General features: G+C 26.7%; 11 protein-coding genes. 3 read left to right on the plus strand and 8 right to left on the minus strand.

Annotated features, from left to right (window positions below; translation table 11 throughout):
* The first annotated feature begins 125 nt into the window (after positions 1 to 125).
* Genes HR065_RS01010 through holA form a run of 3 tightly spaced genes read left to right on the plus strand, consistent with a single transcriptional unit; the run spans position 126 to position 2,869 of the window.
* On the plus strand, positions 126 to 890 hold the full coding sequence (locus HR065_RS01010; protein WP_178734064.1) for a YitT family protein: 765 nt from the start codon (positions 126 to 128) through the stop codon (positions 888 to 890).
* A 35-nt stretch (positions 891 to 925) separates the two neighbouring features.
* Entirely contained in the window at positions 926 to 1,879 is a 954-nt protein-coding gene (gene xerA, locus HR065_RS01015; RefSeq protein ID WP_178734065.1) for a site-specific tyrosine recombinase/integron integrase, read from the plus strand.
* A gap of 30 nt (positions 1,880 to 1,909) precedes the next feature.
* Positions 1,910 to 2,869 (plus strand): DNA polymerase III subunit delta, encoded by a 960-nt coding sequence (gene holA / locus HR065_RS01020; RefSeq protein ID WP_178734066.1) that lies wholly within the window; start codon positions 1,910 to 1,912, stop codon positions 2,867 to 2,869.
* Here holA and HR065_RS01025 read toward each other — a convergent pair.
* The 8 genes from HR065_RS01025 to HR065_RS01060 form a co-directional block, all read right to left on the minus strand.
* On the minus strand, positions 2,862 to 3,416 hold the full coding sequence (locus HR065_RS01025; protein WP_178734067.1) for an L-threonylcarbamoyladenylate synthase: 555 nt from the start codon (positions 3,414 to 3,416) through the stop codon (positions 2,862 to 2,864). The genes holA and HR065_RS01025 overlap by 8 nt on opposite strands.
* Positions 3,417 to 3,419: 3 nt before the next feature.
* Positions 3,420 to 4,484, minus strand: coding sequence for a peptide chain release factor 1 (prfA, locus tag HR065_RS01030; protein ID WP_178734068.1), 1,065 nt, complete (start codon positions 4,482 to 4,484; stop codon positions 3,420 to 3,422).
* Between the two features lie 72 nt (positions 4,485 to 4,556).
* Positions 4,557 to 5,921, minus strand: a complete 1,365-nt coding sequence (gene dnaB / locus HR065_RS01035; protein WP_178734069.1) for a replicative DNA helicase — start codon at positions 5,919 to 5,921, stop codon at positions 4,557 to 4,559.
* Entirely contained in the window at positions 5,914 to 8,427 is a 2,514-nt protein-coding gene (gene rplI, locus HR065_RS01040) for a 50S ribosomal protein L9 (RefSeq protein ID WP_178734070.1), read from the minus strand. Before rplI ends, dnaB begins: the two co-directional genes overlap by 8 nt.
* A 132-nt stretch (positions 8,428 to 8,559) precedes the next feature.
* Positions 8,560 to 8,796 carry a 30S ribosomal protein S18 gene (rpsR, locus tag HR065_RS01045; RefSeq protein ID WP_178734071.1) on the minus strand — a complete coding sequence of 79 codons (237 nt, stop codon included), beginning with the start codon at positions 8,794 to 8,796 and terminating at the stop codon, positions 8,560 to 8,562.
* A gap of 41 nt (positions 8,797 to 8,837) precedes the next feature.
* A complete protein-coding gene (locus tag HR065_RS01050; protein WP_178734072.1) occupies positions 8,838 to 9,242 on the minus strand; it encodes a single-stranded DNA-binding protein in 405 nt (134 codons plus the stop codon).
* A gap of 1 nt (position 9,243) precedes the next feature.
* Positions 9,244 to 9,534 (minus strand): 30S ribosomal protein S6, encoded by a 291-nt coding sequence (gene rpsF / locus HR065_RS01055; protein ID WP_178734073.1) that lies wholly within the window; start codon positions 9,532 to 9,534, stop codon positions 9,244 to 9,246.
* Positions 9,535 to 9,958: 424 nt separating this feature from the next.
* The gene (locus tag HR065_RS01060; RefSeq protein WP_218644381.1) at positions 9,959 to 14,305 is read right to left on the minus strand and encodes a type ISP restriction/modification enzyme; all 4,347 of its coding nucleotides are present in this window, start codon (positions 14,303 to 14,305) and stop codon (positions 9,959 to 9,961) included.
* Positions 14,306 to 14,454: the final 149 nt, after the last annotated feature.

Here is a 14,454-nt window from a genome sequence, read left to right on the forward strand (position 1 = left end):
TTAATTTTGGTATAATATAAATAATTTATTTTTATAGAACTTTATTTTCATTAGAAAAGAATAAATTATTTCTTTTTAAAATGAATAATTTTTAATAAAAATAATAATAGATAAAAAAGGTATATATGAGTAACTCAGGCAGACGTTTAGAAGAAACGAAAATTATTAATATAAAAAATTTTACATTGTTTTTGACATTATCTTTTATTTATTCTTTGGTAGATGTTGTTTTTAGCAGTGGTGATTATGACATTAATTTATATGCAACAGGAGTTCACGGTATTGGTGATGCTATTGCTAAAGTTTTAAAAAGTATTTTCAATATTGAAAATCCTTTATTTATTGGTTTTTTTGCAGCTTCTTTTTATGGAATTGTAAACGGAATTTTATTAATTTTAATTTCTTTTCCGAAATTAGATCGTAAATTCAGTATTACCACTCTTTTAAATAGTATTTTTATTTTATTTTTTATACTAACATTAACTTATTTAATTAATGATTTAAATTGTTTGAAACTTAAAAATTTTTTTAATGTTTCCCCTTCAAAAGGTGGCGGTTTTGGTCTTTCTTTAGTGAGAGTTATGATTGTTGCCACCATAGGAGGACTTACTTACGGAACTCTTATCGGAAAAGGCAGTTCTAGTGGTGGAATAGATATTATTTCTAAGTATTTAAACATTTATAAGAAAAAAGATATATCTGCAATCACTTGTATTTTGAATTATTTGATCGCTATTATCTCCACTTTATTAATTTATTTTGGTACCAAAGAATTCCAATGGGAATCTATTATTTTAACTAATTTAGTTAAAATACCTTTAAACACATTTTTCATATATTTAGCTATTAAAAAAACTAAACCTAAAAAAGAAATTAAAAACCAAATTTAAATAATTTATTTTTAAAGAAAGAAAATGATTTAAAAATGAAATATATTTTAAAAGAATTTGAATTATATCTTTCGGATGAAATTATTTTATCTTTTAATACGGTTAAATCTTATCTAACTGATGTTAAACAATATCTAATTTTTATAGAAAATGAATTAAAATTGAAAGATTTTAAAGCAATTAATAAAGAACATGTTTCTTTGTTTTTGTCTCATATAGCCAATAATAAACGTATAGGGAGCAAAACCTTAGCGAGAAAAATTATTGTTATTAAAAAATTTCATCATTTTTTATTATTAGAAAAAAAAATAGATTATGATATTTCTTTAATGTTTAAAATACCTAAAATAGATAAAACCTTACCGGCGGTTTTATCTACGGAAGAGGTGTTTTCCTTTTTAGAACAAGTCAATAAAAATGATTCTATTATTGAAATAAGAAATAAAGCTATTTTTGAATTGATGTATGGTTCAGGTTTGAGAATAACCGAACTGTTAAATTTGACTTTAAATAATCTAGATTTTAAACAATCACAAATTATTATTTTAGGAAAAGGTTCCAAAGAAAGGGTTGTTCCTATTTCCAAATATTCTTCAAAAATAATTAAAGAATATTTGGCCCTTTCACGTAACTTTTTATTAAAAGATAAAAAAAGCAATTTAGTTTTTTTAAATAATAAAGGTGAACGATTATCGAGGCAAGGATGTTATAAAATATTCAAAAAGATTATCAAATCAGTAGGGTTACCATCTAAATCCTCCCCTCATACCTTGAGACACTCTTTCGCCACTCATTTGTTAGAAAATGGCATAGATTTGAGAACCTTACAAAACATTTTAGGTCATGAAGATATTTCTACTACTCAAATTTATACTCACATTAGCCAAAAACGCTTAAAAGAGGTTTATTTTCAATTTCACCCTCGCGCTAAAAAGACCAAAAAAATTCCTCCAGTTAAAAAGACTAAAAAGAAGAATAACTTGGATTAAAAAAATTTACAAAAGGATTTTAAAGTGAAAATGCATTCTTTAAATTTATTATTTTATTCACAATTATTTTTTTTAGAACAAAAAAAAGCTTCTTTAAAAAAAGATTGTCAAACAAACAATTATCAATTTATTAATTATAAATTAGAAAACGATAATTGTTTACAAGTGATTGAACAATTAAAACAAGAACTATTTACGAATTCTTTTTTTTTCAATAAAAAAATTATTTTTATTGAAAATATTTCTTTATTATTTCTTCAAAAAGATATCTCTTTTTGGCTTGATTATATTGAAAAACCTAATCCTAATATTATTATGTATATTACTGCCGAAAAAGATAATTTTCCCGCTCATATTAGAGAAAAAATAAAAAAAACCTTTAACGAAGAAAAAATTATTAATCTTTCTGAAAAAGATTTAATTCCGTACGTTGCAGATCTTTTTAAAAAAGATAATTTTTTTATAGAAAAAAAAATAATTCCCCAATTAATTCAAAAAACTAACGGTAATTTATTCTTATTAAACGAAGAAATTAAAAAAATTAAGTTATATCATCATTCGGATAGAGTTATTTTTGATATGAAATCAATAGATAAATTAGTTTACTCCGAAGAACAAAATATTTTTTCTTTAATTCATTCTATTATTGATATTAAAAACCCTATTGATGGTTTTTTAATTTTTAAAGAAATGATGAAACAAAAAACAGATGTTTTTTTAATTATTCATCAAATTTTGAAAAAACTACAAGATTTTATTATTGTTAAAACTTTAATAAATAAAAAAAAAAGCCCCAAAGAAATAGCTTTTATTTTAAAATTCCCTCCCACTAAAACATATTATTTAATGAAAGAAAGTCAAACCTTGAACGAAGAAAAAATAACTAATTTATTTTTATCTTTATTAGATTTATCGTATCAAATTAAAAAAGGAGTTTTAGATCCTAAAATTAATTTAGAAATGTTTTTTATGAAAAAAATCTTTATATAAGGGCTTGTTTAATCATTTCTAACGAAACATCGCCTTTTCTAATAACTTCCCAAGAAGGAGTAGTTGTATCAATAACTGTGGAAGAAACATTAGAATTTGTTTGTTTATTAGGGTAAATATAATCTACTTGATCTTGATATTTATCAACTATTTCTTCAAAATTATTTAAAGGTGGTTGACCGCTGTCATTAACAGAAGTCACTCTTAAAGGTCCTTCATCTTTTAATATTTTTAAAGCTAATTTATGATTAGGAATTCTGATTCCTATTTTTTTTTCTTTAGTTAATTGATAAAAAGAAGGAGTAGTGTTCACGATTAAAGTAAGAGCTCCTGGCCAAAAAAAAAGACTTATTTTGATAATTTTGAGGTCTATAAGAGCTATCTTTTTAATTTGTTCTAATGAATAAAATAAAATAGCTATCGGTTTATTAAGATCTCTTTTTTTAATTTGATAAATCTTTTTTAAACTTTCTGTATCATTGATTTTAGTACCTATACCATAAACAGTATCAGTAGGGAAAATAATAATTTTATTTTTTTTAGTCATTTTTTAAATTTCTTCTTTTAATTTTTGTTTTTCCATTTCATCAATTAAAGGTTCAATAACTAAATCTATTTTACCTTCCATAAATAAATCTAGTTTTTGAAGTGTTAAACCTATTCTATGATCTGTTACTCTATTGCTGGAATAATCATAAGTTCTTATTTTTTCACTTCTTTCGCCTTTACCGATTAAATTCTTTTTAACATCATTTTTATCTTTTTCTTGTTGAGATTTCATTTGATAAAAGATTCTGTTTTTTAATAATTGAAAAGCTTTATCTTTGTTTTCATGTTGACTTTTAGCCGTTTGAGAAGCCACGCTTAAACCTGTAGGCAAATGAGTCAATCTAACAGCTGATTTAGTAGTATTAACTGATTGACCACCTGGACCACTAGAATTATAAGTATCCACTCTAATATCGTTCCAATTGATATCTAATTCAATATCTTTGGTTTCAGGAATCACTAATACTTTCACAGTTGAAGTATGTGTTCTGCCTTGACTTTCTGTTTCGGGTACTCTTTGAACTCTATGAACACCAGATTCATATTTTAAAAAGGAATAAATATTTTTACCAGAAATCATTAATTCGACTGAACTAATTCCGTTTTTTAAAGTTTGAGTGAAATTAATGATTTCTGTTTTCCATTTTTTATTTTCCGCGTATTTCATATAAGTACGAAATAAATCTGAAGCAAAAAGGTTGGCTTCTCTACCGCCAATGCCACCTTTAATTTCCATAATAACGTTTTTTCCGTCATCTTCATCTTGTGGTAATAATAATTTTTTTAATTCTCGGAGTTTATTTTGAATTTCTTGTTTTAATTCTTCTTTTTCTGTTTTAGCTAAAAGAATTAATTCATTATCTTTTGGTTCTTCTTTTTTGATGATTTGTTCAGTTTTTTTTAATTCTTCTTCTAAATTTAAATATTGATCATAAACAAAAACAATGGTTTGTAATTTATGATATTGTTTTAAAAGTTCAACGTTTTTTAAATTTTCTAAATTATCTGATATTTTTTTTTGTAAATTTAAATAATTTTCTTTTATTAAATTTAATTTATCAAACATTATTTTCTCCTTGCTAGATTATTTCTTTTATAAAAAAAATATCTATTGATGCTGCTTGTTAATTTAGAAAAATTATTCCGGTATTATATCAATTTCTTTAAATAAAAGGTAATCTAAATTTAAATTAAAATGTTTCGTACCAGTCGCTCCTTGACGGTTTTTAGAAATAATTAATTCAGTATGACCTAAATCAGCTAAAGGAACGTCTTTTCTGTCTTTGTTATAATAATGTTTTCGATATAAAAACATCACAATATCGGCATCTTGCTCAATGCTACCAGAATCTCTTAAGTCAGATAAAATAGGTCTTTTATCTTCTCTTTTTTCTACTTCTCGGGAAAGTTGTGATAAAGCTAAAACAGGTATTTTCAATTCTCTAGCCATTTCCTTTAAACTCTTAGAAATATCAGAAACCTCTTCTTGACGGTTGAAAAAACCTTGATTATTAGTTTTATTAGCTTTTCTGATTAATTGCAAGTAATCAATAATAACTATATCCAATTTATCTTGTTTTTTTAATTGTCTACATTGGGATCTAATATCTAAAATATTAGCTGCTGCTGAATCATCAAAATATAAATTTAAATCTTGTAAGGTTTCGATCGAATAATTCACTTGTTTTAATTGTTGTTGATTCAATATCCCTAATTGAATGTTTTTATGAGAGATTTGACTTTTAGCACTGATCATCCTAGAACCTAATTGTTCGTTAGACATCTCTAAACTGAAAATAGCCACAGAAGCCTTACCATTTTTATTTTCTTGAGCAATATTAACCGCTAGATTCATCATTAAACTACTTTTACCCATGGAAGGTCTAGCTGCTAAAATGATCAATTCTTCTGGTTTTAAACCTAAAGTAATTTCATCTAAACCGGCATAACCAGTTTTTAAACCAATAATATTATTATCTCTTTTATTTTCAACAGTGAGTTTTCTCACTTCTCTTAATAGATCTTTTAAGAAGATAAATTTATTACTTTTTTTATTTTTAGAAATTTGAAAGATTTTTTCTTCCGCGCTATTTAAAAATTCTTCATGATGAATTTCAGGATTAATAAGCCCTTCGTGAACAATAGCAGAAGCTGTTTTAATAATGTTTCTTTTTAAAGCCGCTTCATGGACCAAATCAATATAAGTATCTAGATGATTTATAGAAGGAAAAATATTAGTTAATTTAATTAAATAATTCGTGCTACCTTCTATTTTTTGGTTTTTGTTTTTTAATACAAGTGAAACGGTATAAAAATCAATTTGTTGAGATTGTTGGTATAATTCTATCATTGCCATAAAAATAAATTGATGATTAATATTAAAAAATTCTTCTGGTTCTAAACGATCCATCACATTAACTATTTGACTAGAATCTAAAAAAATAATACCTAAAATAGATTGTTCTGCTTCTAAATGATAAGGAAGTTTTATATTTTCATTCATTTTTATTTTCCGTTACATTAATAATAAAGGACGCTGTTATATCTTTTTTCAAAACTACTGAAGCTTTGTAGATTCCTAAAGAGTTGATTTCGCTGTCTAAAACAATTTTTTTCTTGTTAATTAAAATATTGAATTCTTTAAAAAATTCATCCACTATTTGTTTCATAGTGATTTTTCCGTAAATCTTTCCTTTAGGACCAACAGTAATTTTTAAATTAATTTGCTTATTATCAATATCTTTTTTTAATTTATTCATTAAAGCAGTATGTTCTAAATCTTGTTGTTCTTTTAGTTGTTTGTCTTTTTCTATTTGTTTAATGTTTTTATCATTAGCTAAAAGAGCCTTTTTTTCTTTAATTAAAAAATTACCATAACCTAGAGTAACTTCAATAATGTCATTTTTATTACCCTTATTTTTAACATCTTCTAATAAAATTACTTTCATATTTTTAGCCCCTTCTTTATATTCTAACGCTAATATATTTTTTAATGTTCCTACGATGATATCAATATTGCTTTCTTCTATTTGAGTTGCCGCACTATTCATATGACCGCCGCCGCCCATTTGTTCCATAATAATTTGCACGTTAACATTATTATAAGATCTAGCACTAATGCCTATTTCTTTTTCTTGTAAACGACCAACAACAAAAGCGGCATCAATATTTTGAATATTTAACACATTTTCAGCTACTTTCGCTAAAAAGGAACGATTTTCTACTATTTCATCACTTTTAACAATAGCGAATCTATCCATATAAATTTCCATATTAGAGATTAATTGGTTCATTTTTAACATTTTAGAAAATTCTTGTCTAAACCAAAATTTTACTTTATCACTTTCTGCTCCCATAGAAATTAATTGCGAAGCGGCTTCTAAAGTTCTTGAATTAGTACGATAAGTAAAATAGTTAGTATCTATTACCATTCCGCCGTACATAACACTAGCTTCAAAAGGAGTAATATCTATTTTTTGGTTTAAAAAATAGATTAATTCAATTAACATCTCTACCGTGGAAGAAGAGGAAGAATCTATATAAGCAAAAGTGTTAACGATGATTTCATCAGAAGATCTATGATGATCAATAATGATCGTATTAGGTGTTAAAGCTAATAATTCTGGACTGTTAACGATTTCTTTGCTTTGTGTATCTAAAATAACTAATAAAGAATTTTTATTAATGATATTTTTAGCTTTGGCGGTGGTGATAATATGTTTAGATAATTCCGGTTCTTCTTTTAATAAATTTTGATAAATAATTTTAAAATTTTGATCCATCTTTTCTTCGTCTAAAATAATGTAATGTTCGTAATTATCATTAATAGATAAAGCTATTTTATAAAAAGCAATCATTGAACCCAAAGAATCTAGATCAGGATTAATATGACTCATAAAAAAACAATTATTATTTTGTTCTAAAAGATCTCTGATAATTTCTGAGTTCACTCTAGCGGACACTTTGGAATTAGTACTTAAAGAAGATTGAGTCGCACCGAAATATTGAATTTTTTGGTTTTCAATATTAACAACTACTTGGTCTCCGCCTCTTTTTTGTGCCAATTCAATCGCGCTTTGAGCGTAAGAAGCTAATCTATTATAAGGTAAATTATAACAAGCTACACCCATAGAAAGAGTGATTTTTAACTTATATTTATTAGAAATATCACGGATTGTTTTTAAGATAGAAAATTTATCACTCATGATATTTTCTAATTGTTGACGGTTTAATAATAATAAAAATTTATCATCTGATAATTGTTTTAAATAACCTTCATATAATTCTACAAAATCAGATAAAACACTTAAATATTCCGCTTTGATTTGAGATTGTTCCGAAAAGTCCCAATTTTTTAAAGAATCTTCTATATTATCAAAAGATAAAAACACTAAAACAGGTGTTTTTTGGTGATAAAGATTTTTAACCTGTTCTCTTTCGGTAACATTAAACAAATAAAAAAGATTAAATTCTTTATTATATAAACAATCAAAAATTTCCTCACCAATTGTTAAAATAGTTTGGGTTTGGTTGGAGTTTAATAATTCTTTCATTTCAGGGTGTAAATTTTGTAAAGGAGTGTTAATAGTCGGTTTTTTAAAGATTTTATCAGCGTAAGGATTAATCCATTGCATCTCATTAGAAAAAGAATCAATCACGATAATTCCTATCGGTAATTCATTAAAAACTTCTTCACCAATTTGATTAACAAAATAAGATAGTTTGGACCATAAGGAAAGTCTGTTTTGTAATTTTTTAATTTTTAAATGATTTTTAAAATTAAAATAAATGCTAAAAAGGACGAATAAAAATATTATTTGACCTAAAAGGCTAAAAAATAACTTCCAAATATCGCTTTTTATTTCTTTAAATTTTTCTTTAGGATCCACAATTATTTCTTTAATGTGATTATAATCATAAATAGCTAAAATAACGAAGACAGCAATTAAAAGAATAATTAAGAAGTATTTTTTATAATTGAGATTTTTTTTTCTCAATGATTTGAACATAATTTTTTGTAAACTCACTTTTCTATCATAAATTTTATTTTGAAAAATAATTTATTTTTAATGGTAAAAATAATAAATTCTCAATATAAAAAATAAAACAAGCATTATCAACTTGTTTTATTTTTTTTATGATTATTGTATTACAAAAGGCATTAAAGCCATGTGACGAGCTCTTTTGATAGCTATTGCTAAACGTCTTTGCCATTTAGCAGATGTTCCAGTAGTTCTACTTGGTAAAATTTTGCCTCTATTAGTAACAAATTTACTTAATAATTCTACATCTTTAAAATCGATTCTAGTCACTTTGTTTTGAGTAAAGTAACATACTTTACGACGTTTTTTAAAAAATTTCTTTTTACCTGATTGCATAATCTTTTAACACTTCCTTACATTATCGTTATTTAGTTAAATTAAAAAGGGAATCCATCATCTTCATTAATATTAAAGTCTTCTACTGCTGAATTCTGGGAATAATCACCGTCATTATCTTTGTTTTTTCTAGATTCTAAAAACTGAATAGAATCACATTGAATTTCTGTTGTGAATTGTTTTTTATCCGTACCATTGTCAAAAACGCTAGTTCTAATTTTACCTTCAACACCGATTAAAGCGCCTTTAGTAATATATTTAGCTAAATTTTCGGCTTGTTTGTTCCAAACAACACAACGAATAAAATCAGTTTCTCTCACGCCTTCAGAGTTAGTAAAAGTCCTATTAACCGCTAAATTAAAGCGTACTAAAGGAATATCACCGTTAACAAAACGTAATTCTGGATCTTTTGTAATTCTACCTACTAAAACTGCTCTATTAATCATTTTAATTATTATCCTCTAATTTTATTGCCATATATCTCATTATTTCTTCAGATATATTAGCTACACGAGTAAATTCAGCTACAACTGTGCTGTTAGCATCAGCTAATAACCAAACATAATAACCTTTGTTGAATTTTTGAATAGGATAAGCTAATTCTTTTAATCCCATTTCTTTCAATTCTGTAACTTTACCCTCTTTTGTAAAAATACCATTAACGTTATCAATAATTTTTTTTACATTTTTTTCTTCTAAATTAGGTTGTAAAATATACATTACTTCATATTTATTCATGATGATAACCTCCTTTTGGTCTTTTGCGGTCTTGTTTAATTCACAAGACAAGAATTTTAAAGGTTTTTGGATTAAAAAAACCTTTAAAAGAAATACTGATAATATTCTCTAGTATTCCTTAAATTAATCATTGTTATTTTATTTATATAAAAATAAATCATAATATTTTTTTATTAAAACAAAATATGGAAAAATAATATTTTTAACAATGCATAAATATACATTAATTACCTATTTATAATTATTGTATCTATGTTTAATTTTAACAGATAAAAAAATAATTTCAACGTGTAAATGGAATTATTGATCAATTTTTTTAAAAAGAATGTTTTTTTCTCTTAAATAGTAGTTTTTTTAAAAAAATTATTACTTGAAGATCTAAAAAAATAAGAGGTTTTATTAAAAAACCTCTTATTTATCTTGTTTATTCTAAATCTAATTTAATTTGGTCTAATTCTTGCATTAAATCAACAGTTTTAAGAGCTACAGTGACTAATTGAGGCAATAAATAAGAATCTCTTGATTTAAACACCATTGGTTGACCTTGTAGTTTATATTGGAGAGCTTTTTGGGGAATATAATATTTCATAGAACGATATTTGATGTAATCTGAAGGAATATTATCTTTAGTTTTAATATCGATAATTTCGCTTGGTTCACATTTTTCATAATTAAGGTGTAAATCCATTAATTTTTGTCCCACTTGTAATAATTCTTTAGTTTGTTGATCTGTTAAAGGCGGAATAGTAGGTAAATTATTTCTTAAAAAGTTTTTCGCTTTTTCTTGATATTCTGAATGATTTAAAACAGCATACAAAATAGCCATCCATTCTTTATCATTATAAGGTTCTCTAGGGATTATTTCGCTCATAGGGAAACATTTTGTTTGAGGGAAAATATGCAAATCAGGCATTTTATCCACCATTAAGACACTAAAATGTTCGGTGGAAAAACTCACACAAAGAGAAATATTTGTTTTTGCATAATGTTTATGTTGGTTTCCAAGGCTTTTTATAATTGAAGGTTCTAAATAAAGAAATTCTTTTTTAAAAGGGCGGCGCAAAACTTTAGTGATTTTATTTTCGTCAAAAACAATAGGAATATTGTTGATAAGGCGCCTCCTTAAAACATCGTGCCACTTTATAACAGACGGATTTTCTTTCGCTTCTTTGTTTTCGCGACAAACATTATAATAGTCAATAAAAGGTTTCATTTTATTTTTTACTTCATTGACGCTATTTCCATAAACAAAATCGTCTAAACCGCTTACAATTCCGTCATCACGTTGTTTAAAATAAAATTTATCTTTTGTGATAGGAAGTTTATAATTAGGTTGAGGCGCTAATGGTTGCCATTTTTTCGGCGCTTCTTCATCTTTAAAAAACCAATGTCCTTCTTCGTTTAAAGTGATAAGTTTGAAAAAATCACTTTTTTTATAATTGTCTTTAAGATAATTATCTTTGTCTTTGTTAGACGAACCGTCCGGAACTTCAGCATAATACGTTTTATTTTGTTTAACTTTATTTTCAGCATTTTGAAAACATAAAAGCAAAGCCACACCTTGAGTATTACCAGTTTGCGTTTCAGTTTTAAAAATATTTTCGCCTTCTTTGAAAGTATTAGCGCCAATACCAGATTTACCTTTTAAATTAACAATATAAATTTCATCACATTCCTCAGTCAGGCTTCTTCTGAACCCCTCCACTGATTCGTACAAGAATTGATTAGGCAGAACCATCGCTGTCCACCCTTTGCCTGGGTTTTTTTCGTCAGAAGATTGACTGTGATCCAGGCTCCAACGGACAAAACGACGATACATATTATATAAAGAACGTTTGTTGGATTTGTTAGTTTTTTGGATAAAAGTTTCTTGAATGCGTTCATCTACCCAATAATCATTCTTATCATCATCATTTTTAGAAATGTATAATTCTTTTGTTTTACCGACGTCTTCTTTTTGTCCTCCACGCCATGGTGGATTAGTAATTATAATAGTAAAATTAGAGGTTTCCGACCTATTTTGATTAATAATAGCACTTTCTTCCTTTTTAACACTATTATTATTTTTATGATGTTTTAAACTATCGCCCCAATGGACTCTTGTAGAAAGCTTTTCTTGTCCCGCCGCCATCGCTAATCTAAAAATATTAATCAAATAAGGGATAAATTCGATTTCTCTCATATTAACGTTATTTTGATAATAACTTTCTATTAGATGTTCTGGTAAAACCTGTCTGAAAAAATGAACCATAAAAGCCCCGGTGCCGGCTGCTGGATCGATAATTTGTATATTTTCGGCTTTATTCCAGTTGATATCGCTAACATGTTCTAAAATTTTCCATAAATGTTCTATGACCCAACTCGGAGTATGCCACATACCATTTTCAACTGTTAAATCGGGATAAATAGCCTTTAATAAACCGTTATACACTTGTGTAAATAGATGGTCTTGGTCTTTCGTGCTTAAAGAATCCAGTTCTTTACAAAAATCATCAGTAGTTTCTTTGGCTATTGCGTTAACTTGTTGATATATACCTAATTTGGTTAAATAATTATCAAAATCAGCAGATAAAGCGAAATCTACTTTATAAATATTTTTGAAAATAGGAGAAATAGCGACATATTGGGTTAAAACTTCAATAGTTTTTTCTTTGTTTAAAGCCTGTTTATCGTAACTCAAAATTTGACCAAATTCGCGGGAAATTTCTTCAAAATATTTTTTTGTGCTTTTTTGATCAATTAAATTTCTTACTTTGGTGATCATACTTTTCATATTAGAAATCCAAGCTTGCCAAGTAATGTTAGACATTTTGCTAACTTCTAAATAAATTTTACTAGATAAATATTTGATAAGTTTGGCGTTTTTTTGTTTGGCTTCTTCATCGTTTGTTTTTGTTGTTTTTGATGTGCTTTGTAAGAAGTTTGCGTTTGATTTTCTTACGTGTTTATCTGTATTTTTCTCCGCCACATTAGGATTAGTATTAATATCTCTTCCATCAGCTTTTAAAATAGAGGCGTATAATGTAAAGATATTTTCATCAACAGGAATAATATCAATATCATCCATAACTAAAGGCAAAATAATAGTGGCTTTTTTATTGGGATTATTCGGATCTTTTCTTAAAGCTCTACCAACAGCTTGAACAATATCAATATAGGAACTTTTAGCATCAAAAAAAGCGATCGTATCACAACTAGGAATATCTACTCCTTCAGTTAAACAACGACAATTCCATAATAAAAAAGGCGTTTCTTTGGTTAATTTAACTAACTTTTCTTGACGTCTTTTCGGCGACATAATACCTTCAATATAATCAGTTTTTAAATCATAAGAAGTAGAGGAGCTTCCGCCATCCATTTCGTTTAAATGTTTGATGATTATTTCCATTGCTTCCATGGATTTTCTCGCCCGATTAGCGACATGACTACCTACAAAAGAAATGGCTGATTGAGAACCACTTTTTTTCATCGCTTCATAAATACCTATCATATTAGCGACTTTACGTTTTTTCTCGTTCAGATAGTATTTTTCTGCCGCCTCTTTTTCTTCGGGAGTGTTTTCGGGTTGTTTCACTCGTTTATCAATGTTTAAATATTTTAATTGATCTTTTTCAATTAATTTTTTTAAAACATCTTCAGTAGCATCTTTATTGAAACGAGGGATAATAACGTCATAATCTACTAAAATATCTCTTTTAATAGCTTCTCCTAAAGGCAAAGAATAAAAAGTTTTACCATAAATGTCCGCAGTACTCATGTCATAATTATCTTTAATGTGTGTTTTGGAGTTAGGGTTGGGTTCATAAATTTTAACAGTCGCTGTCATGTATAAAGCTTTTTTAGCCTTGATATCGTCATGAAAAGTAAAATTTTTACTTTTGTCATTTGGTACCGTATGATGGGCTTCATCAGAAATCATTAAATCAGCCGCCATTAAAGAACCGTTTTTTTGTTTTTCTGCGATTCTTTCATAAGATTGGTAAGTACAAAAGACAATAACATAACGATTTTCGTCTCTTAATAATTGAAAGTTTTCGGGGTTTAAAAGATGTTCTACATTAACGACAGTCGAAACATTACTATCGTCTGTTTTCCCCTTGGAATTCATCATTTCTTTTTCTTTACTACAAACAGGAATAACATAAGTATCTGGATCATCAAAATAATGCATACTTTGTTCTAATAAATTCAACCAAGGAACGAAATAAAAAACTACTCCTCCTTGGGGCAATAAGGTTTTCATAATGCTTTTGGAAACAAAAGTTTTACCCGTTCCACAAGCCATTTCTAAAATACCACGATCATTGGTTTCATAATGTTTGACAGCCCCTTCTAAAGCCTCTTTTTGATGAGGAAGCAAATCAACAGTCGGATCTTTTTTTAATCTGGTTGGGGCTTTATTTTTTTTATCCTCTAAAAAATTAATTACTTCAGAGCCATCGAAAAACTCAATATTAAGTTGATTTAATTCGCCTTTTAATTGAGCAGTTATTTTTCCTTCACCGAAAACCACTAAAAGACCTAAATCATATTGACGTTCTTCATAAAGATCTAAAAAAGTCGCTACATCTTTGTAATCAATTACTTTAGAAGCGTAGTTTTTCACTTGAACGGCAACTTTTTTATCAAAAGAATCAGCTACAAAATCAATCCCTTTATCATTTTCAGGTTGATGAATATTGGTAAAAGACTTAAAGTTAGGATGAGTTTTTAACCATTCTTTGGTCGCTTGTTCAGCCAAATAACCTTTAGAGCGGTTTTGCGCTGACATCTTTTCTTGTTCCATTTTTTTCATTCTATTATATGACAAATCGTTCACAATTGAAAGGTCCCATTCTTCTTAAATTTCTTTTTTATAAAAATAATTTATATTTTCTAATTATACACAAAAAAAAAAAAAAACAAGTCTTGCGGCTTTTT

It is taken from the genome of Candidatus Phytoplasma pruni, assembly GCF_013391955.1.
Classification (GTDB): Bacteria; Bacillota_I; Bacilli_A; order Acholeplasmatales; family Acholeplasmataceae; genus Phytoplasma.

Bases quoted from the DNA above. Each gene is read 5' to 3' on its own strand.
- rpsF (WP_178734073.1), bottom strand. From the start codon at position 9,534: ATGAATAAATATGAAGTAATGTATATTTTACAACCTAATTTAGAAGAA.
- HR065_RS01060 (WP_218644381.1), bottom strand. From the start codon at position 14,305: ATGTCAGCGCAAAACCGCTCTAAAGGTTATTTGGCTGAACAAGCGACC.
- HR065_RS01025 (WP_178734067.1), bottom strand. From the start codon at position 3,416: ATGACTAAAAAAAATAAAATTATTATTTTCCCTACTGATACTGTTTAT.
- rpsR (WP_178734071.1), bottom strand. From the start codon at position 8,796: ATGCAATCAGGTAAAAAGAAATTTTTTAAAAAACGTCGTAAAGTATGT.
- dnaB (WP_178734069.1), bottom strand. From the start codon at position 5,921: ATGAATGAAAATATAAAACTTCCTTATCATTTAGAAGCAGAACAATCT.
- xerA (WP_178734065.1), top strand. From the start codon at position 926: ATGAAATATATTTTAAAAGAATTTGAATTATATCTTTCGGATGAAATT.
- HR065_RS01010 (WP_178734064.1), top strand. From the start codon at position 126: ATGAGTAACTCAGGCAGACGTTTAGAAGAAACGAAAATTATTAATATA.
- holA (WP_178734066.1), top strand. From the start codon at position 1,910: ATGCATTCTTTAAATTTATTATTTTATTCACAATTATTTTTTTTAGAA.
- HR065_RS01050 (WP_178734072.1), bottom strand. From the start codon at position 9,242: ATGATTAATAGAGCAGTTTTAGTAGGTAGAATTACAAAAGATCCAGAA.
- rplI (WP_178734070.1), bottom strand. From the start codon at position 8,427: ATGTTCAAATCATTGAGAAAAAAAAATCTCAATTATAAAAAATACTTC.
- prfA (WP_178734068.1), bottom strand. From the start codon at position 4,484: ATGTTTGATAAATTAAATTTAATAAAAGAAAATTATTTAAATTTACAA.